This is a genomic window from Evansella vedderi (assembly GCF_030813435.1).
In the GTDB taxonomy this organism is placed as follows: domain Bacteria; phylum Bacillota; class Bacilli; order Bacillales; family Salisediminibacteriaceae; genus Evansella; species Evansella vedderi.
On sequence record NZ_JAUSUG010000004.1, the window covers coordinates 181,079 to 200,417 of the forward strand.

Sequence of the window (19,339 nt, forward strand, 5' to 3'; positions counted from 1 at the left end):
TTAACCGGTAATTTACTTGAAAAAGAAGATTTTTTTTCCAATTTTTTTCACAGCTTCAGAAACTATTATTAAAACGTTGTCATATTGCCGAAGGGAACATCATCAAGGCCATACAAAAGAGGCTGATCTTTAAATCCACCAGCCCCTTGTCCCGTTTCCCATGTTAAGGATTCTTTTTTATATTGAATGGAATGTAATACCGTCCAAGCCATAGGGAGCACCTCCATAAACTGTCTGTTAGTCCCTATACCCAAAACTCACCATACCTAAAACAGGAAATATAAAAAAGTGCGGGACCGGGTCTCGCACAATTTTGTGACAATCTAGTTAAGGGAGCCTTATTTAGTAAGGTTCGTTGTATAATTAATCTAGAATTTATAATAATGAAAAGAGGTATGTTTTATGGGGATAAGATCACTGAAATTCTTACCTTTCCTCTTATTACTTCTTATTGTCGCAGCAGGATGTAGCTCTGACAACAAAGGAGTGGCATTTGAGGGGTATAATTTCCCAGATTTCGTAAATCAAGGTTCGCATAATGGAACAAAGGACGCGTATGCTTATGCGGTAGATCACGGGGATTTATTGGATTACATTCCATGTTATTGTAATTGTTACGAAGATCCTTTTCATCATGAAAGTGTGAAAGACTGCTTTATTAACAATCAATATACAACAGAAGAACAACTTGTTTATGACCCACACGGCGCCGCCTGAGGGATCTGTATTATGATTGTACTGGATGTACAACAAATGAAAGAGGAAGGAAAACCTCTAACAGAAATTCGAGAATATATTGACGGAAAATACTCTCAATATGGAACTGACCCAACACCAACACCATTTCCACCTGAGGGATTATAAAGTAATTTTAACAATAAAGTCTAGAATCATATTACATTCTAGGCTTTTTCTTATATACTAATAATCCTAAAACTAGATTTTTTAACACGTTGGATACTTCCGATCCCTCTTTTGCATTCCTTGAATTCCGCCATTAAAAAAATGCCTAACAAATTTGTTAGACATTTTACGACTATATTCCCTTTCCATTCTACTATTCATTTTTCCTATTAAAAGCGGGCTTATCGTCCCTCTGTTCCACGTGGCATTGGATACAATACCATCTATATACGTCATTGGTTGGGTCATTATTATAATAATGGCTGTCAGGAAGAATGGTTGCTCCTCCAGATCCAGTTGCGTGACATGGTAAACAGTTGTTTTCCTGTAAAGAATTCCTCCACCTGTCAATATGATCAGGCGGTTTCACAGGCGGTGCATCCACTAAAACCATCGTTGCTGCATCCACTGTTTTACTAGTTAGCTGTGGCAGCTCTGCTCCTTCTTTTTCCTCACTACATCCAGTCACCATCATCATTAACACTACTACTAACAGAGTAAAAATGACCTTATGCAAAGAATAAAATTTAGTCACGTCATTCACCTCCATTAAGCCTTTATAATCTTCACTGCGGCTTTTTTAAAGTCAGGTTGCTTCGAAATCGGGCAATAGGCATCAAGTGTATTGTCATTTATCATCGTCTCTTCTGCAAAAAAAGGTACATAAACATATCCCCTCGGGGGCTTTCCACGTCCTTTTAATGTTGCTTTAACCTTTGTTTCTCCACGACGCGATTTGACAATAATCCAATCCCCTTCATTTATTCCAACTGCCTCCGCATCTTCTGGATGAATCTCACATAAAGCCTCTGGGACAGCCCGATGTAATTCAGGTACTCTTCTAGTCATGGATCCACTATGCCAATGCTCCAATACCCGTCCGGTACTTAACCAGAATGGATATTCACTGTCTGGTTTTTCCGGGGCATCTTCAAATGGTCTAGCAAACACGGTTGGACGTAAATTATTAGATTTATAGAAACATAGATTATCCTTTTTCCCTTTGACACCATAATCCTCAACACCAATTTGGTCGAAACCTTCCCTTTGTTCACCGTCAGCAAATCGCCATTTCGTTTCGAGCCATTCTCCATCCACTTCTCGAACGGGCCACTGCATTCCATGCTGCTTCAAATATTCATCGTATGGGGCCAGCTGCTTTGTTTTCATCTTCAATTGCTTGCCCAGCTCCTGAACTTCCTGATTAGGGTGAAGATGTGGATTCGTAAAGAAACGGTATTCTTCAAAAACGTTACGGCAAACTTCTGTTTGGTCAGCCTTTAAATCATCCGCTTCATAATCCCAAATATCCATACTGTCTTTTCCGTATAATAGGTCAAAGGCATCTTTATCACCAATGGTCTTTCCAGCTAGCAAACGTTTTGCCACTTGCACCATTGCCCATAGATCCCATTTGGCCTCCCCTGGAGGTTCGGTACATTTTTCAAAAATAGAGTTTCTCCGTTCCGCATTTCCAAACATCCCTTCCCTTTCTACCCACATAGCCGCAGGTAAAACAACGTTCGCCATTTCTGTAGACCGGGTTGGATAAACCTCACTCACGACGATAAATCCATCAATAACCCCTTTCCCATCAGTATCAATTCCGCGAAAGCGATTCGTTTTCGGTAAGGTTTGGGCCCAGTTATTTGCCATACTCCATAAAAATTTCACCTTGCCATTTCCAAGTTCACGGAACATTTTAATGGTGTGAAAGCCAGGCTTACTAATAGGGTCTAAGTAACCTTCTGGCAGGTTCCAAATGAGCTCTGAATAACGGCGATGATCAGGATTTGCCACCATTAAGTCTGCTGGTAAACGGTGAGAGAATACACCAACTTCCCTTGCCGTACCGCATGCACTTGGTTGACCCGTTAATGAAAATGGGCCGTTTCCAGGCTTGCTGATTTTCCCTGTTAACAAATGAATGTTGTAAATTAAATTGTTCATCCATGTCCCACGGGTGTGCTGATTTACCCCCATTGTCCATGTAGACACAATTTTTTTATCAGGATCAGCAAATTCCTTCGCTAATGCTTCCAGTTGACTAACAGGTACACCTGATAGTTGTGATACATACTCCAAATTGTATGGCTTTACACTATCCTTGAACTCCTCAAAGCTGATCGTCCAGTTTGCATCTGCCTGCTGACCGATTTCTGTAGTATCATAGTCATCATTAATAGCATGGCCTAAGTTTATTGTCCCTGCTTTGAATTGACAGTGCTCCTCCACAAACGCTTTATTATAGGCTTCATTTTCAATTAAATAATGTAATATACCATTGGCAATTGCCAAGTCTGTCTGTGGGACAAATTCCAGTATTTCATCTGCTGTTGCAGATGTACGGGAGTACCTTGTTGTTAAATCATAGTGCTTAACGTGGCTTGCTGTTTTTTGACGGTTAACCATTCGCGAGAAGAGTACGGGATGCATTTCCGCCATATTGGCTCCCCATGTGACAAAGACATCTGCCTTGTCTAAATCTTCATAGCAGCCCATCGGCTCGTCTGACTGGAAGGTAGCCATAAATCCTGCCACTGCACTAGCCATACACAGTCTAGCGTTAGGATCTATATTGTTATTTAATAGTCCTGCCTTCCAAAGCTTCGCCGTTACATAACCTTCATGTACTGTTTGTTGCCCCGAACCCCAGAAAGCGATGGACTCTGGATCCGTTTCATGGGCCTCTTTTAATTTGCTGGCAATTAAGTCCAGTGCTTCCTCCCAGCTTGCCTCCCTAAAACCATCCATGGTCCCCTTTTTCGAGTTATCTTCCCGGATCAGTGGTTTCGTGAGACGATCTTTTCCGTATATTATTTTCCCTAAATAATATCCCTTCACGCAGCTAAGACCACGATTGGAGCGGTTATCTGGATCCGCCTTTATGGAGATAACCTTCTCATCCTTCACACCAACAAGAATACCGCACCCTACTCCGCAATATCTGCAGACTGCCGTTTTCCATTGATCTGGTTCAACAGTTACCTTTTCCTTTATTTCGGCTGTCCCCTCTATGGTGCGACTGGAACATCCAGACGCAGCCAGTGCTGCAGTAATAGCAGTTGCCTTTAGTAGATTACGCCGAGAAATTTTCATTACATACCCCTCCCTCATTGACTAGCATATTTTTTTATCTGATGAAAAAATCAGTTTCTTTTCTGTTTTAATTAGTAAAGTTAACTATATACTCATAATGGAAGCTTTGACATTAATGATTTTTCAAAGATAGTGTAACGGTTTAGGGGAAATTAATTATGTGACTTTCTTCACGGGAAAAGGGGATAAAAAGTACGGATTTATGAACCTTATAAAATACATAAATTTAACTATAAGAATAAAGACAAAAGAAAAGAGCGACTGCCTAATTTAGCAATCGCAACTCGTTAAAAAGTTAAATTATTTTTTACATGAGGTAGCTAGTTCCACTGGAAAGTAGCTTAAGTGTCGCGAATTCGTTCGGTTTGCGACAATTTGCGTGGATAATGAATCCACATAACTACACCGCAAAGTTATCCACAGACTAGGGGGAAGTACTTATGTTAATGCATGGACAACTTCTTCTAATTTCATGCCGCGGGAGCCTTTAATTAAGACAATATCCCCTTCCTCAACAACTTCTTTCAGTTTAGTGATTAACGCCTGTTTGTCATCGTATGCAAAAACCTGCTCACCTGAAAAATTCACTTTTGCCCCCTCTGCAATTTTCCTACCTAGTTCGCCAAAGGTAAAAACGTAATTGATTTTACTAGGGTCAATTCCTTTTCCCACTTCATAGTGGAAGGTCTCTTCTTCGTCACCTAGTTCCAGCATATCCCCTAAAACCACTATTTTCTTCCCGTAGTCTTTTAAGTCCTGAAGGAGTTGAATCGCCGCTCGCATGGAAGTTGGGCTGGCATTATACGCATCATTGATAACCGCCACTCCACTCTTCCCTTGGATTAGTTCCGTTCGCATCCCCGTAATCTTAATGCTCTCTAGCCCTTTCTTGATGTTAGGTATCGACACATCAAACTGTTTGGCAAGTGCTATTGCTGAAAGGGCATTATTAATATTGTGCTTACCGAGTACAGGAATAAAAAACTCGATGTCTTCTTCTCCATTTATCTTAAAATAAGTGCCGTTGCTCTTCTGCTGAACGTGCACTGAGTAATAGTCGTTCCTCTCCGAACTGCCGAAGGTGATGACTTTGAATGGACTGTTTACCACTTTTTCCGTTAAGAGGGGCTCATCTCCATGGATTACGAGTGTCCCGTTCTCTTTTAGACCTACCGTGATTTCAAATTTCGCCTCCGAAATCCCTTCCCGGGAACCTAAATCCTGTAAATGGGACTCTCCAATATTTGTAATGATTGCAGCCTCAGGTTTTGCAATCGTAGAAAGAAGCTCGATTTCTCCTCTCCCACTCATCCCCATTTCCAACACAGCTATTTCCGTGTCTTCTTCTAACCGGAGAATCGTTAACGGAAGTCCAATATGGTTGTTGTAATTCCCTTCTGTTTTCTGTACCTTATATGTCGTTGCCAGTACGGAAGTAACCATATCCTTGGTCGTTGTTTTCCCGTTACTGCCAGTGATTCCAACGACCTTTGCAGGGAGATAGTCTAAATAATTTTTCGCTAAATCCTGCAATGCCAATAAAGTGTCTTCCACATAGATTAGGGGTACATCTTCAGGAGGGTTCGGCTGGCTTTTTTGCCAAAGGGCCCCAGATGCTCCGTTCTCGACAGCAGCTCTCACAAAATCGTGACCATTAAAGTTCTCTCCAACAATCGGGATATAAAGATTTCCTTGTTGTATCGTTCTTGTATCCGTAGAAACTCCCGCAACCTCTAATGTATTATCTCCTGATTCTACAACTTCCCCGTTCACCCACGCTGCAATATCTTTAAACGTTTTTGTTATCATGGCGATCGCTCCTTCTTCTAAACGTATCATAAGTCTACCCTGAAAATAGGTGGCACAAAAGATCGCACTTTATCTTTTGTGCCACCGAAGCAATGAGCGAAGCCGCCGCAATCTTTACAAAGGTAGCTAGGAGTGGGGTTTTCCTATCTACCGCGCGGCGAGCGGAGCCATTGCCGGTACTTTTTATAATCATGGTGCAAATTTTAACTTGCATGGAGGTCTACTCTGAGAATTCGAATCTGGTTGTCATCTGCTACGGTCCACTCCCTTTCCGCGGACGACCTGTCAAGCCCCCACGGGCTTTGCCCTGTGTGGTCTTGGCTTGCTCGTTCTTCCGCAGGAGTGTCGTGGACCTTCGCTCATTCCAATGCAGACTAAAATTTTCATACTCCATGGTGCAAAATTTCGTTTGCATGGAGGTCTACCGTGAAAATACCAATCTGGTTGTCATTGGCTGCAGCCCGCTCCCCATATAAGGGACAAAGACCTGCCTGTTGTTTTAGTTGATTCTATTCTATGTAAAAGGAGGCTGACTCATCATAGAGTCAACCTCATTACTTATTTATGCCTTAAAAGGTGTATTTAATCTTTTGTTTTTCTTTGTGGCGTTCTACTCCTAGTTCCACTAGTTTTTCTATTAGCTTAGAGTATGGTAAGCCTGATTCTTGCCATAGCATTGGGAACATACTGAATGGTGTAAATCCTGGCATCGTGTTCACTTCATTCATGAGAACTTCCCCGTCTTTTGTCAAAAAGAAGTCGGCACGGACTAATCCAGAGCAATCGAGTGCTTTGAAGGATTGAATCGCTACTCTTTTGATTTCTTTATATTCTTCCTCCGTAATGTCAGCAGGGATAATTAGTCCAGTGTCCTGATCCTCGTATTTCGCTTTATAGTCATAGAAATCTGCTTTCGGAACAATTTCACCCACAACGGAGCACTGCGGGTCGTCATTTCCTAAAACAGCGATTTCCACCTCTCGCCCGTCAATTCCTTCTTCAATAATAATCTTACGGTCATATTCAAAGGCTTCCTCAAATGCTTTTTTTAAGCTTTCTCGGTCCTTACATTTACTGATTCCAACACTTGACCCTAAGTTTGCTGGTTTGACAAAACAAGGATATCCAAGCTTTTCTTCCACTTGCTTGTATGCCGCTTCCGGATCCTTTTCCCAATCTCTACGGATATACCATACATATTTGGCCTGTTTAATACCAGCCTGATCATAGATGTTTTTCATCATTACTTTATCCATTCCGGCAGCCGATGCTAACACCCCATTACCTACATAAGGGATGTTCAACAGTTCTAACAATCCTTGAACCGTTCCGTCTTCCCCGTTTGGTCCATGAAGCAACGGAAAAACCACATCAATCTTATCTTGATTGTTGTCCGTTTTCGCAGGCACCGGGAAGATTTCTGAATTTAACGCAACTGGCGAGATCGTTTTCCCTTCTTCTTTCAATTGAAGCTGCTTGACATCCTCCACTGGGCCTTGAAGCTGCGCTCCCCTGACCCATTCGCCGGTTTCTGAAATATATATTGGATGGATTTCATATTTTGTTAAGTCTAATGCTTTAATAACAGCTTTTGCCGTTTGTAATGAAACTTTATGTTCGGCAGATTTCCCACCATACAATAATCCAAGTTTAATCTTCATATTCACCCTCCATAACCTTGTTCCTTTATTATTGTAACACTATTGCCCCTAAGTTAAATACTCATTTATCACTATTTTACACCCTAGAACTGGCTCACTAGCCTATTTTTAACTAATGTATGTAGAAAAAAATTCTTTGGGCATGTTTATCGGAAAGTTTTTTAACAAATGAACAAACGCATCTGCCCCCCAGTACGTTTAAGTTTTAGCGTACTGGGGGGCAGGAACCCTAATTATAATTGTTTCTCCAAAAAGTCACTCAATTCTTCTTCCGAAGTCTTTCTTGGATTTGCCTTTAAAGATCCTGATGGCATACTTTCCATAACAATCTGCTTTAAATCTTTATGCGTTACTCCAAATTCTTTGATAGAAGAAGGAATGTTCATTTTAGAATTCATTTCTATTATCCAATTTTTCAATGCATTTACTGAATTCCCTACCTTCATTGTTTTAGCCAATTCTATATACTTCTCTGAACAAACCTTCTCGTTGTATGTAATTGCCCAAGGTAAGAGGGTGCCACAAACCAACCCGTGCGGTACATTAAAATGGAGTCCGATCGAATGTGCTACACCATGTACTATCCCCAAGCGTGCATTCCCTAATGCAATCCCTGCTAATAAACTTCCTTGAGCCATGTCTGTTCTTGCCTGTTTATCTTCTGGATATTCGTATGCCTTGAATAAACTCTTTGCAATTAATTTAGCTGATTCAAGACTATATGGCTCTGTTAATACATTGGCTCCAATAGAGGTATAGGATTCAATAGCCTGGGTCAAAGCATCCATTCCACTCCATGCCGTTACGTTTTTAGAACAGGAGACTGTTAACTGAGGATCTAATATTACAATACTAGCAAGCCACGACTTGTCCCCTCTTATACTCTGCTTAATATTTTTCTCATCTGACAAAACCGAATTTGGAGTCGCTTCTGAGCCTGCCCCAGAAGTTGTCGGTATCGCTACCCATGGTATACCTTTATTTGTTATTTGGTGACCATAAAAGTATTCCTTAACTGATGTTCGATTAGTAAATTTTAACCCTGCGACAGCCTTTGCAATATCTAAAATACTTCCCCCACCAATTCCTATTACTAAATCACAGTTATGTCTTTCTGCTTTTTTTAATATTATTTCAACCATTTCAATCGTCGGTTCACCCGAAGGTACATCTATACACATTACGGCACAATCGTTTTCATTCAGGCTATAAATAGCATCTTGTAAAAGACTTGATTTAGATAATCTCCTTGAATGAACGATAATTACTTTTTTTCCAAGAGAAGCAGCTTCTTTACCAATAGTAGAAATCACTCCCCACCCTGATACAATTCTTTGTGGTATTTCAAAAATATCCATGCATACCTCTCCCATCCTATGTGTTTTGTTATATAATACTATACAACTTATCATGCTGTGTAAAAAGCAGCTATAGAAAACCGAACTATCAAATCACTCTCCAACAAAAGTAAAATTCCAAGTCAATTAGTTCAAATCAAATCGCTTTCCATTTACTTCATAAATAATCCATTCGGCAATATTTGTACAATAGTCAGCAATCCGTTCAATATAACGTGAAATGAAGGCCATTTGTGTAATAGATTCTGTTACTCCAGTTTCGACGGCAACTACCTTAAAAATAGATTGAACAAATTGACCATAGGCTCTGTCAACTTCATCATCCATCGATGCAATCTTTTGTGCTTCTAAAACATTACCTTCTTGATAAGCTACTAAAACTGCTTTCATCATTGCTTTTGCTTTAGATGCAATAGTAATTAATTCTTTCTCAAAGTGACCTAACTCTTCTTTGTCGACCATTCGTTTAAACGCTTTAGCCATATCAACAGTTAAATCTCCCATTCTTTCTAAATCACTGGATACTTTTAAACTCACAATGATCTTCCTTAAATCGGAGGCGACTGGCTGTTGTTTAGCAATCATTAAAGTTGCTCTTTCATTAATATCTAATTCTAACCTATTAATCTTTTCATCATTCAATATGATAGGCTCCATTTTTCCGTATTGTTTGTTCTTTATCCCTTTAATCGTCTCATCGAACGCATTTTCAACCATCGTTCCTAACATGATGATTTCACTTTTTAGCTGGGTTAGCTCTGTTTCAAACTGTCCACGAATAACCATGTCGTTCTCCTCCTTTATCCAAATCGACCAGTTATATAGTCCTCAGTCCGTTTATCATTCGGGGTTGAAAAAATAATATTAGTATCATCGTACTCCACTACTTCACCATTTAAGAAAAAAGCAGTTTTATCAGAAATGCGAGCAGCCTGTTGCATGTTATGAGTAACAATAACTATAGAGTAATTTTCTTTTAAGTTTTGAATAAGTTCCTCAACCTTCAATGTAGATTTAGGATCAAGTGCAGAGGTTGGTTCATCCATAAGAATAACGTCCGGTTCAATTGCCAAACAACGAGCAATACATAAGCGCTGTTGTTGTCCACCAGATAAACCATACGCGTTTTCGTTAAGGCGATCCTTCACTTCATCCCAAATTGCTGCACCTCTTAAGCTTTTTTCTACAATTTCTTTTAAAATTTTCTTATTTCGGATGCCATGTATTTTTGGTCCGTAGGCTACATTTTCAAAGATAGATTTAGGAAATGGGTTGGGTTTTTGAAAAACCATTCCAACACGGGTTCTTAATTCTTCTACTAGGTAGTTCTTATCGAAGATATTTCTATCTCTATACTGTATTTCTCCTGATATTTTTACATTAGGAACTACCTCTACCATTCTGTTTAATGTTTTAATATAGGTAGATTTTCCGCATCCTGAAGGACCAATGATTGCTGTTACTTCATTTTCTGTCATTGGTAGATTAATATTTTTTAGGGCATGGTTTTCCCCATACCATAAATTTAATGCTCTTGTCTGAAGTACTACTCTTTTATTACTTTCATTTGTATTAAAAGGTGACTGTTGTTGTTGCATCGGATTGGTTTTAATTAACAATGACATGTTATATCCCCCTAATCTAATATCGATTTTGAAATTTATTTCGAATAATAATAGCAATAGAATTCATAACGAACAAAATGATAAGTAAAACAACGATAGTAGCTGCAGCCAAGTTAGCATATTCATCCACAAGCACTGAATCAATTGTCCAATAATAGATTTGCATTGGTAAGGCCGTAAAGTTATCAAATATACTACCAGGTATTGGGATTAACAAAGCTGGGATACCAATTACCACCAAGGGAGCCGTTTCTCCTATTGCCCGTGACAAAGCTAGAATAAGACCAGTTAATATGGATGGTAATGCCGATGGCAATACTACATTTTTAATTGTTTGCCATTTTGTTGCTCCCATTCCGTAGGAAGCTTCTCGCAAAAAATAAGGAACAGAACGAATCGCTTCTTGTGCTGAAACGACCACGATTGGCAACACAAGAAGAGACATTGTTAATCCCCCAGCAATGATACTAGAGCCAAATCCAAACACCCTAACAAAAATGGTAAGACCTAATAATCCAAAAACGATGGAAGGGACACCAGCTAAATTTGTAATATTGGTTTGGATAAATGAATGCAATCTGCCTCTCTTTGCATATTCCTCTAAATAAATGGCGGTTCCTATCCCAATGATCATCGTGACAGGTCCGACAATAATCATTAACCAAACTGTCCCAACAACGGCTCCAATGATTCCAGCACGATCTGGATTTGTTGAAAGTCTATTGGTCAAAAAATTAAGGTTTAACCAACCAATACTATCTACAGATACTCGGTAAAGTAATATAGCTAGCACAGCGACGGCAAAGGATGCAGCGAATAAAAAAAGGTATTTAACAATGTTATTTAATAAAAGGCGTTTTGACATTTTTCTTTTAACCACATCTTGATTAATGTACTGCTTTTTTTCTTCAACCATATTTATTGAATTGATGTCATTCATCTTTAATAGGCCTCCCTATATCTACGGGCGATGTATCTTGCAAGCATATTCATTAATAATGTGAAAATAAACAGGGTAAAAGCAACTGCATAAAGACTGTAATAGGCGGTTGTTCCACTCGCAGCATCACCACTAGTAACTTCTACAATATAAGCCGTCATTGTTTGCATGGACTGTGTTATATCGAATGTAAAGTTTTTCGAACTTCCGCTTGCGATAGTAACGATCATCGTTTCTCCAAGCGCTCTTGATATTCCAAGAACAAAGGAAGCTATTATACCTGAAATTGCAGCAGGAATAACTACACGTAACGTTACCTCTAATTTTGTAGCTCCGAGAGCCATTGCGCCTTCCCTCATTGCATTCGGAACAGAATTCATTGCATCTTCAGAAAGGGATGCCACAAGGGGAATGATCATAATTCCCATAACAATACCAGGACTAAGGGCATTGGTTGACTGTAATCCTGGAACTACCTCTCTTAAAATAGGTGTTACAAAAGTAAATGCAAAGAAACCATAAACAATTGTCGGTATTCCTGCTAAAACTTCAATAATAGGTTTTAAGATTTTTCTAGTATTGTGTGATGCATATTCACTTAAAAATATTGCTGTCGTTAATCCTATAGGTACAGCTACTAGCATTGCTACTAAGGTTATCATTATCGTTCCAACTAATAATGGCAAAATACTAAATTTTGGCTCAACTGGACTTAAAGGCCGTAACTCTGTTGTAGTAAAAAATTGCATAAAAGAAACTTCGTTAAAAAATAAATAAGTCTCATAAACTAACGTTGATAGAATTCCTACAGTTGTTAATATAGAAATGGAAGCCAGAGCGAATAAAAATAGGGGAATAAATTTTTCTATTTTTGCCTTAACCTTTGCTAATTTATCCTTTTTTTGAATTAATTCTTTTACATTCACAGTTTTTGACATTAAAAACTGCTCCTTTCTCATAAGTCAACGTATCAGGAAGTTTATTACTATTTGTTCATAATTGGGTTAGAAGAAAGAGGCTGGGACAAAAGGTTATACAACAGCCTCTTTCTCCATTTAAATAACTAGTTTAAAGCTTGAATAAACTCTAGGCTTTCTTGTAGCTCTTCCTCTGGTAATGGTGCAAACCCAGTTTCACCTGCAAACTTGGCTGCCCCTTCACGGAAAAGGTATTCAGCAAATGCTCTCACCTGTGGCTTTTCTCTAACAGCATCTAAATTTATGTTAGTAAAAACTGGTCGAGTAAATGGAGCATATTCCCCGTCTTCTGCAATTGTATCTAACGATGGTAATACTGGTCCGCTCCCAAAGTCTACAGCAACAGCTGTGATACGATCCAAATTATTTGCATAATATCCATATCCGAAGAATGCAATTCCATGTTTATCTTCCGAAACTAGGTGTACTAATGTGGAATACTCTTGCTGCAAGTTAATACCTGCTACTAAATCCTGCTTTTCGATTATTACGTCAACAAAGAACTCATAAGTTCCATGGTTTTCATTTGGTCCATAAAAATTTACTCTTTCGGCTGGCCACTCAGGTCGAATGTCTGACCACAACACCTGGTCATCACCTTTTACTTGACCTGTCACAAACATTGTTTTAATTTCTTCTTCTGTCATCTCTCTCGCCCAGTCATTCTCTGGATTAATAACCAATGTTAATCCATCTAATGCAACTTTAAATTCTTTAGAATCAATACCATTTGCTTCTAATTCTTTCATTTCTTCTTCCTTTATTTCACGGGAAGCGTTCGCGAAGTCTGTTTCTCCTACCACGTACTTTTTCATTCCAGCGCTTGTTCCTGCTCTACTAACTTCTACACTTACATTCTGTGCTGCTGTGATCATAAATTCTTCTGCTATTGGGGCCATTAATGGAAAAACAGTTCCAGATCCATCAATTACTACAGTTCCTGATAATGAATCCCCTTCACTCACGTCTGCTTGGATACTTGAACTTCCCTCATCTGAACCGCATGCAACTAAAAATAATGTTAAAACTGCCACTAATAAACCAAATAGAAAATTATTCACTCGTAATTTCCTCCCTAATTGTCAGGTTCATATTTTGATAGAGTATATCTTTTCCCTATCACAATTTAGAGTATAAAGTGGAAATGTTAATATCAAATAAATTAAAAGTAAAGAATTGTAAAGAATAAGTAAAAAAATCGTAGACTCCTTGTGACCAGTGTTCATAACATTTACATTTTTATGGACTGGCAAGAACAAAATCGCAAGCGCCTTGTCCACGAGCGAGTAGGCGCTGAAGCTAGACGTGATTAATAATAAATAAACTTTTCCACAAGAGTGAAAAATATAATTGCCTAAACCACAAAAAAGACTAGAGAAGTAATCTCTAGTCCTTTCGAATTTATCATTCTCCGATAACTTCTTCAGCAATATTCACTGCGTGATCTCCAATACGTTCTAAATTACTAATAATATCTACATATATAATCCCTGCATCACCTGTACATTTGTTTTCATTTAATCTAATAATGTGTTTCTTACGAAGGTTTCGTTCCATTTTATCAATTTGCTCTTCTTTTTTAAGCACCTCATGAGCATCTTTTACACTCTCCGTCTCTAAAGCATTTATTGATTGTCTAAGTGTAGAAAGAGTCAACTCAAACATTTCATCTAGATCAGAAATAGCAGAATCTGAAAACTTAACCTTATTAGTTATTTGATATTCAACTAGCTCCATAAGGTATTCAGTTATTTTTTTATCTAAGTTGTTAATCGCATCTTCATATTGTGGTATAAGTTCACCATGTTTCTTACCTTTTGTTTTAAAGTATAGATTAGCTTCCTTCAGACCTTGTTCTGACAACTCTGCCATACGAATCACTTCTTTTTTCCCCTGCCCCAAGGCAATAGCTGGTGATTGCCTTATAAATTGTTCGTCTAAATGAACCGTTTTATATGGAATAGCAGAGTCTTTACCTGGAATCACCTTGATTACAATCCAAGCTAAAACGGCAACAAATGGCAATTGAATAATTGCATTCGATACATTAAAAATTCCGTGTGCAAATGCAATAGTCATTTCTGGGCTCAAATTTAGACTATCTCGAACATACTCTACTAAAATTGTAAAAGGTCTTAAAAGGATTAATACTATGGTTGTACCAACAAGATTAAATATTACCTGGGCTAATGCTGCACGTCTAGCTGCAATAGAAGCACCAATAGCTGCTAATACAGCAGTAATAGTTGTACCTATGTTGTCACCAAAAAGAACTGGTAGCGCAGCATTTAAATCCATTAATCCTTGTCCAAATAGAGTTTGTAGTAATCCAATCGCAGCTGTAGAACTTTGAACAGCTACTGTGAAAATTACACCAATTAATACACCTAATAATGGATTTTCACTCATACTTACAGTAAGATCTGCAAAAGCTTGAACATCCCTTAATGGACGTAATCCATCACTCATTAAATTTAGTCCTAAAAATAACGAACCAAATCCAAAAATTGTTTGACCATAATTGTTAATACGAGGATTTTTAAAGAAGAATATCAATAATGTTCCAAGTGCGATTATTGGTAATGCGTATTCAGAAATTTTAATACCAATTATAAATGCAGTTGCCGTTGTTCCTACATTTGCACCAATAATAACTCCGATTGCTTGCCTTAATGTCATGAAACCTGCATTTACTAACCCAATTGTTAACACGGTGGTTCCAGTACTATTTAATTATTTTATAGTATTTAGAATTTCTAGCTTCCCTCATTTGTTGTGTACATTGGATATCCAGTTAATTTAAAATCTTTCCCAATTTGTATAATATCCGTATCAAATAATTCAACTGCATCTCGCATTTTATCTACACCGACTCCTTCCAAAAAGCTAGGTGCATCTTTCCCACCAATTAATTTAGGGGCAAAGTACAAGATCACTTTATCGATCAATTTATTTTCTAAGAAAGATGCGTTAATTGTACCTCCACCTTCAATTAGTATCGATGAAATAAGGTTCTCACCCAAAATTTCGACTACTTCCTCTATATTTACCCGTTTAGACCCATTTGTCCGTATAACTTTTATTCCGTTTGATAAAAGCTTTTTCTCTTTATTTAGATCAACATTTTGACTGGTGAAAATCCAAGTTTCAGCTAGTTTATCCACGACCACCTTAGAATCTAAAGGAACTTTCAAATTTGAATCGACAATAATACGAATTGGATTACGTCCATTTGGTATTCTAGCCGTTAACTCAGGGTCATCTTCAATCACAGTATTAACACCAACTAGAATAGCCATATTTTCATTCCTTAGATGATGTACATCTTTTCTCGCCTCTTCAGACGTAATCCATTTACTGTCTAAAGAATGTGTGGCAATTTTCCCATCTAATGTAATACCTGCTTTTAACGTAACAAATGACTTTTTTTGAACAATAAATTTATTAAAAACCTCATTCATCCGTCTTGACTCTTCCTGACGAACTCCAACAATGACATCTAGTCCAGCATCTTCAAGTATCTTAACACCATTACCTGATACAACAGGGTTAGGGTCTAAGGTGGCAATAACCACTCTTTTTATCCCTGCTTCTCGAATGGCAACAGCGCACGGACCAGTTCTTCCATGATGAGAACAAGGTTCAAGCGTAACATAAATGGTGCCGCCTTTTGCCTTTTCCCCTGCCATACGAAGTGCATGAATTTCAGCATGGGGTTCCCCTGCCTTTAAATGTGTTCCAATGCCGACTATTCTGTTTTCATTTACAATAACCGAACCTACCAATGGATTTGGGTCTGTCTGCCCTTTCATTGCTCTTGCATTTTGTATGGCTAAGTCCATAAAAAATTCATGACTAGTCATTACTACAGGTCTCCTCTTCTCCAATGTGACCAGAGCGATTTACTTTTGTTTCTAGATATTTTTCGTTAAACTCTGAACGGTCTCCCCATAATGACTCCCTTCCAGAAACCAGTAAACCAGCATATTTTAAAGCCTCTAATTTTTTAGGGTTATTGGTCATTAGGGTTACAGGTTTACTTCTTAATGCTTTTAAAACATTAATCGCATCGCTATAGTTTCTAGAATCATCAGCAAATCCCAGGGCTTCATTTGCCTCAACAGTATCGTAATTATACTCCTGGAGAATATAAGCCATTGCTTTACTGAACAAACCAATTCCTCTTCCTTCATGATTTGCTAAATAAAATAACGCACCTGTCCCATGTTCTACAATATTTTTCATGGATTGTTTCAATTGAAATCCACAATCACACCTTTTACTTCCGAAAATATCTCCTGTATGGCAGATAGAATGCATTCTAATAATGGCATCATCCCCATAGCTAAAATCACCGTAGGTCAAAACACTAGATTGCTGTAATTCAGCTAAATTTGCTGAAGATAACTTTTCAATCATTCGATTGAAGTCTTCGGTTTCTTCTTCACAATTTAACCAGCAATACCATTGGAAATTCACTGTCTCTCCATACAAATTTACTGGAAGTTGTATAGGACCAACTAAATAGATGGCACTTTTCTCTGTTTTAATTAATTGAATTTTATCTTCAAGTATCGAAACAATCCTCGATTTGACCATTGTTTGTAACATGAGTATTCCACCTTTTTCTAATTTTGTAGTATCGTAAATTTTTATATAGGTTCATTTATAAAAGAAAGCACAACCTCTAAATAGAAGTAATGCTTTTTTATACATTAGTTTAAAGTAGTTGTCTCGTTCTTTTCTTTCTTGTTAAAAATGACGGAATCTAGAGCAAAGGCCTTTGAACCATTGATAGCAATAACTACTGCCATGGCCATTAATGCTAAGTCTAGTACGTATCCTCCAAAAAAGCCAACAGCTAGTTGAACAGTTATGATAGCCCCAACCATAATTAGTGCTAATAAAATGGAAACAACTCTGCTAAACAAACCTACAATCAACGCAATTCCACCAACGAGTTCAACTAATGCCACTGCATAAGCTAAGAAGCCCGGTATGCCTATACTTTCAAACCAACCAGCTATATTTTCAATTCCACCTTGAAACTTATTTAACCCATGAGCAAAGAAAATTACACCTAATACAACTCTTAAAATTAAGGTACTAATTTCAAATTTATTTATCATTTTATTTTCCTCCAATATACTTTATTATGAGATTTATTGTATTTCCCCAAATTGCCATACACTATGGCTAAGGTTTCCATATCGATAGCTTCGGTGAAGGAGCTTAGCATTCCTCTGATTGTCTGCTGCACCCATGGCATAGAATATTGGAATAAAGTGTTCCCTGCCGTATGGTGGTACAGCAAGCTCAGCACTAGGTGCTAACGAGTTATAATTGAAAAGGGTACCTAAGTCCCAATTGGTTATATGATGTTCCAACCATAAATCAAACTCTAGCGCCCACTGATCCGTAGTTTCCTCAGCCCTACCCATTTTTAATGCTCCTAAGTTATGGACAGTTCCCCCACTTGCAATAATCAAAATGTCTTGTTTTCTTAAATCTAACAGAGATTTTCCTATTTGATACTTCTCCGTTGGTGTAAGGTTTGGATTTACTGACATGGAAATAACCGGGATATCGGCTTTTGGATAGATTAATTTAAGTACGACCCAAGCCCCATGGTCTAAACCACGTTTTGTGTCTACATCATAAGAGATACCTTGTGATAAGAAGCATTCCTCTATTTCCTTTGTAACGGAATAATCTCCTTTGGCAGGATACTTAATACGATATAACGCTTCTGGGAAACCACCAAAATCATATATAGTTTCATATTTATCCACTTTACTCACTTTTTGAGTATGAGATTCCCAGTGCGCTGAAAACAATACAACGGCTTTGGGCCTCACCCACTTCTTACCTATTTGCTCTAAAAACTTTGTATATTCATTATTCTCAATTGCTAGCAATGGCGCTCCATGTGCAACAAATAATGATGGTAACACGATTTATTCCCCCTTTATTTAGGTGATAATCTAAATCTTCAAGTATGCCTTTACACCTATTAGAATTTCTATAAAAATAAAATATTCTTATTAAGAAACAAACAGACAAAAAAATAATAGCAATATTGGTTCCCTATACAAATATTTGTTGTTTATAAGATAACAAAAAGCATAGTAGATTGTCAACCGTTTTTTTGCTAATATATAAATATGTTTTCTATTAGCAAACTTATGAGGTGGTTACTTTGGAAATCGGAACTAAAATTCGTGCAATTCGTAATAGGAAAAAAATTACCATTGCACAAATGTGTGAAGGCACTGGTCTTTCAAAAGGCTTTATTAGCAATGTTGAAAATAATAACACTTCACCCTCGATTAATACGTTAAATACAATTGCATCATTCTTAGAAGTTCCATTACCATACTTACTTCTGGAAAAAAAGCAACATATGCGTGTAGTCCGTAAAGATGCAAGACAGAAATCGACCTTTAATGGTTTAAAAATTGAACATTTAACTTCAAAAGGAGGATTAAGAATGATGATAGTAGAAATGCCTCCTGGTACTACAATAGGAGAGCCCCATGCCCATGAAGGTGAAGAATGCCATCTAGTATTAGAAGGCAAAATTCTCGCTGAACAAGGGGAAGACTCTGTAGTTGTTGAAGCGGGCGATTCGTTCAGTTGGAATGCAAGTGTTCCTCACTTTGTAAAAAACGTCGGAGACGAAAAAGCAGTGTTATTAATCTCCATTTACTCAGATACTGAGTTAATTGATATTTTGTAGGTGGTAAAATAATAAAACAACCAAATCAGTTTATTACATTTATGGAACCTATATAAAACTTTAAAACTGTCCTTCCAGATTAAATAGTTTTAAAAGACAAAAAAGAGGCTTCTCAAGAGTTTAAAAACTCTTTGAGAAACCTCTTTCAATGTTAGCATTTCACTCTCACCTTACTTCAAAACCCAGTCATACCAAGGGTTCAAGGGGCATATTACATCATGCCGCCCC

At 37.9% G+C, this 19,339-nt stretch carries 17 protein-coding genes and 1 pseudogene; 2 read left to right on the forward strand and 16 right to left on the reverse strand.

Features of this window, described 5'->3' with window-relative positions; translation table 11 throughout:
• Window positions 1-68: 68 nt before the first annotated feature.
• On the reverse strand, window positions 69-212 hold the full coding sequence (locus J2S74_RS07105) for a hypothetical protein (RefSeq protein ID WP_307323551.1): 144 nt from the start codon (window positions 210-212) through the stop codon (window positions 69-71).
• A gap of 190 nt (window positions 213-402) precedes the next feature.
• Here J2S74_RS07105 and J2S74_RS07110 point away from each other — a divergent pair, with 190 nt between their 5' ends.
• Entirely contained in the window at window positions 403-864 is a 462-nt protein-coding gene (locus J2S74_RS07110) for a PCYCGC motif-containing (lipo)protein (protein ID WP_307323554.1), read from the forward strand.
• Between the two features lie 193 nt (window positions 865-1,057).
• Here the strand turns inward: J2S74_RS07110 and J2S74_RS07115 are convergent, their stop codons facing one another.
• The 15 genes and pseudogenes from J2S74_RS07115 to J2S74_RS07185 all read right to left on the reverse strand — a co-directional run bounded on the left by J2S74_RS07115 (window position 1,058) and on the right by J2S74_RS07185 (window position 18,326).
• Window positions 1,058-1,438, reverse strand: coding sequence for a nitrate reductase cytochrome c-type subunit (locus tag J2S74_RS07115; protein ID WP_307323557.1), 381 nt, complete (start codon window positions 1,436-1,438; stop codon window positions 1,058-1,060).
• A 14-nt stretch (window positions 1,439-1,452) separates the two neighbouring features.
• Window positions 1,453-4,002, reverse strand: coding sequence for a nitrate reductase catalytic subunit NapA (gene napA, locus J2S74_RS07120; RefSeq protein WP_307323558.1), 2,550 nt, complete (start codon window positions 4,000-4,002; stop codon window positions 1,453-1,455).
• Between the two features lie 438 nt (window positions 4,003-4,440).
• Window positions 4,441-5,811, reverse strand: coding sequence for a UDP-N-acetylmuramoyl-tripeptide--D-alanyl-D-alanine ligase (locus J2S74_RS07125; protein WP_307323560.1), 1,371 nt, complete (start codon window positions 5,809-5,811; stop codon window positions 4,441-4,443).
• 569 nt (window positions 5,812-6,380) lie between these two features.
• Entirely contained in the window at window positions 6,381-7,472 is a 1,092-nt protein-coding gene (locus tag J2S74_RS07130; RefSeq protein ID WP_307323564.1) for a D-alanine--D-alanine ligase, read from the reverse strand.
• Window positions 7,473-7,705: 233 nt separating this feature from the next.
• A complete protein-coding gene (locus J2S74_RS07135) occupies window positions 7,706-8,830 on the reverse strand; it encodes an iron-containing alcohol dehydrogenase (protein WP_307323566.1) in 1,125 nt (374 codons plus the stop codon).
• A 126-nt stretch (window positions 8,831-8,956) separates the two neighbouring features.
• Entirely contained in the window at window positions 8,957-9,616 is a 660-nt protein-coding gene (gene phoU / locus J2S74_RS07140; protein WP_307323568.1) for a phosphate signaling complex protein PhoU, read from the reverse strand.
• A gap of 14 nt (window positions 9,617-9,630) precedes the next feature.
• Complete coding sequence (gene pstB, locus J2S74_RS07145) at window positions 9,631-10,428, reverse strand: phosphate ABC transporter ATP-binding protein PstB (RefSeq protein ID WP_307323745.1); 798 nt, start codon at window positions 10,426-10,428, stop codon at window positions 9,631-9,633.
• Window positions 10,429-10,471: 43 nt separating this feature from the next.
• Window positions 10,472-11,371, reverse strand: a complete 900-nt coding sequence (pstA, locus tag J2S74_RS07150) for a phosphate ABC transporter permease PstA (protein WP_370875982.1) — start codon at window positions 11,369-11,371, stop codon at window positions 10,472-10,474.
• A 26-nt stretch (window positions 11,372-11,397) separates the two neighbouring features.
• Window positions 11,398-12,333 (reverse strand): phosphate ABC transporter permease subunit PstC, encoded by a 936-nt coding sequence (gene pstC, locus J2S74_RS07155; protein WP_307323572.1) that lies wholly within the window; start codon window positions 12,331-12,333, stop codon window positions 11,398-11,400.
• 125 nt (window positions 12,334-12,458) lie between these two features.
• Window positions 12,459-13,433: a PstS family phosphate ABC transporter substrate-binding protein gene (locus tag J2S74_RS07160; RefSeq protein WP_307323574.1), complete on the reverse strand. Its 975-nt coding sequence runs from the start codon at window positions 13,431-13,433 to the stop codon at window positions 12,459-12,461.
• Between the two features lie 343 nt (window positions 13,434-13,776).
• Window positions 13,777-15,099 (reverse strand): annotated as a pseudogene (locus J2S74_RS07165) (Na/Pi cotransporter family protein); the annotation flags it as partial.
• A gap of 29 nt (window positions 15,100-15,128) precedes the next feature.
• Window positions 15,129-16,235: a bifunctional diaminohydroxyphosphoribosylaminopyrimidine deaminase/5-amino-6-(5-phosphoribosylamino)uracil reductase RibD gene (gene ribD / locus J2S74_RS07170; RefSeq protein WP_307323576.1), complete on the reverse strand. Its 1,107-nt coding sequence runs from the start codon at window positions 16,233-16,235 to the stop codon at window positions 15,129-15,131.
• Window positions 16,228-16,983 (reverse strand): GTP cyclohydrolase II, encoded by a 756-nt coding sequence (locus tag J2S74_RS07175; protein ID WP_307323579.1) that lies wholly within the window; start codon window positions 16,981-16,983, stop codon window positions 16,228-16,230. The genes ribD and J2S74_RS07175 overlap by 8 nt, the downstream gene beginning before the upstream one ends.
• Before the next feature lie 104 nt (window positions 16,984-17,087).
• The gene (locus J2S74_RS07180) at window positions 17,088-17,501 is read right to left on the reverse strand and encodes a DoxX family protein (protein ID WP_307323582.1); all 414 of its coding nucleotides are present in this window, start codon (window positions 17,499-17,501) and stop codon (window positions 17,088-17,090) included.
• Window positions 17,502-17,534: 33 nt separating this feature from the next.
• The gene (locus J2S74_RS07185; protein WP_307323585.1) at window positions 17,535-18,326 is read right to left on the reverse strand and encodes a DODA-type extradiol aromatic ring-opening family dioxygenase; all 792 of its coding nucleotides are present in this window, start codon (window positions 18,324-18,326) and stop codon (window positions 17,535-17,537) included.
• Between the two features lie 245 nt (window positions 18,327-18,571).
• Between J2S74_RS07185 and J2S74_RS07190 the strand changes: the two genes are divergently transcribed.
• Window positions 18,572-19,111, forward strand: coding sequence for a helix-turn-helix domain-containing protein (locus tag J2S74_RS07190; protein ID WP_307323586.1), 540 nt, complete (start codon window positions 18,572-18,574; stop codon window positions 19,109-19,111).
• Window positions 19,112-19,339: the final 228 nt, after the last annotated feature.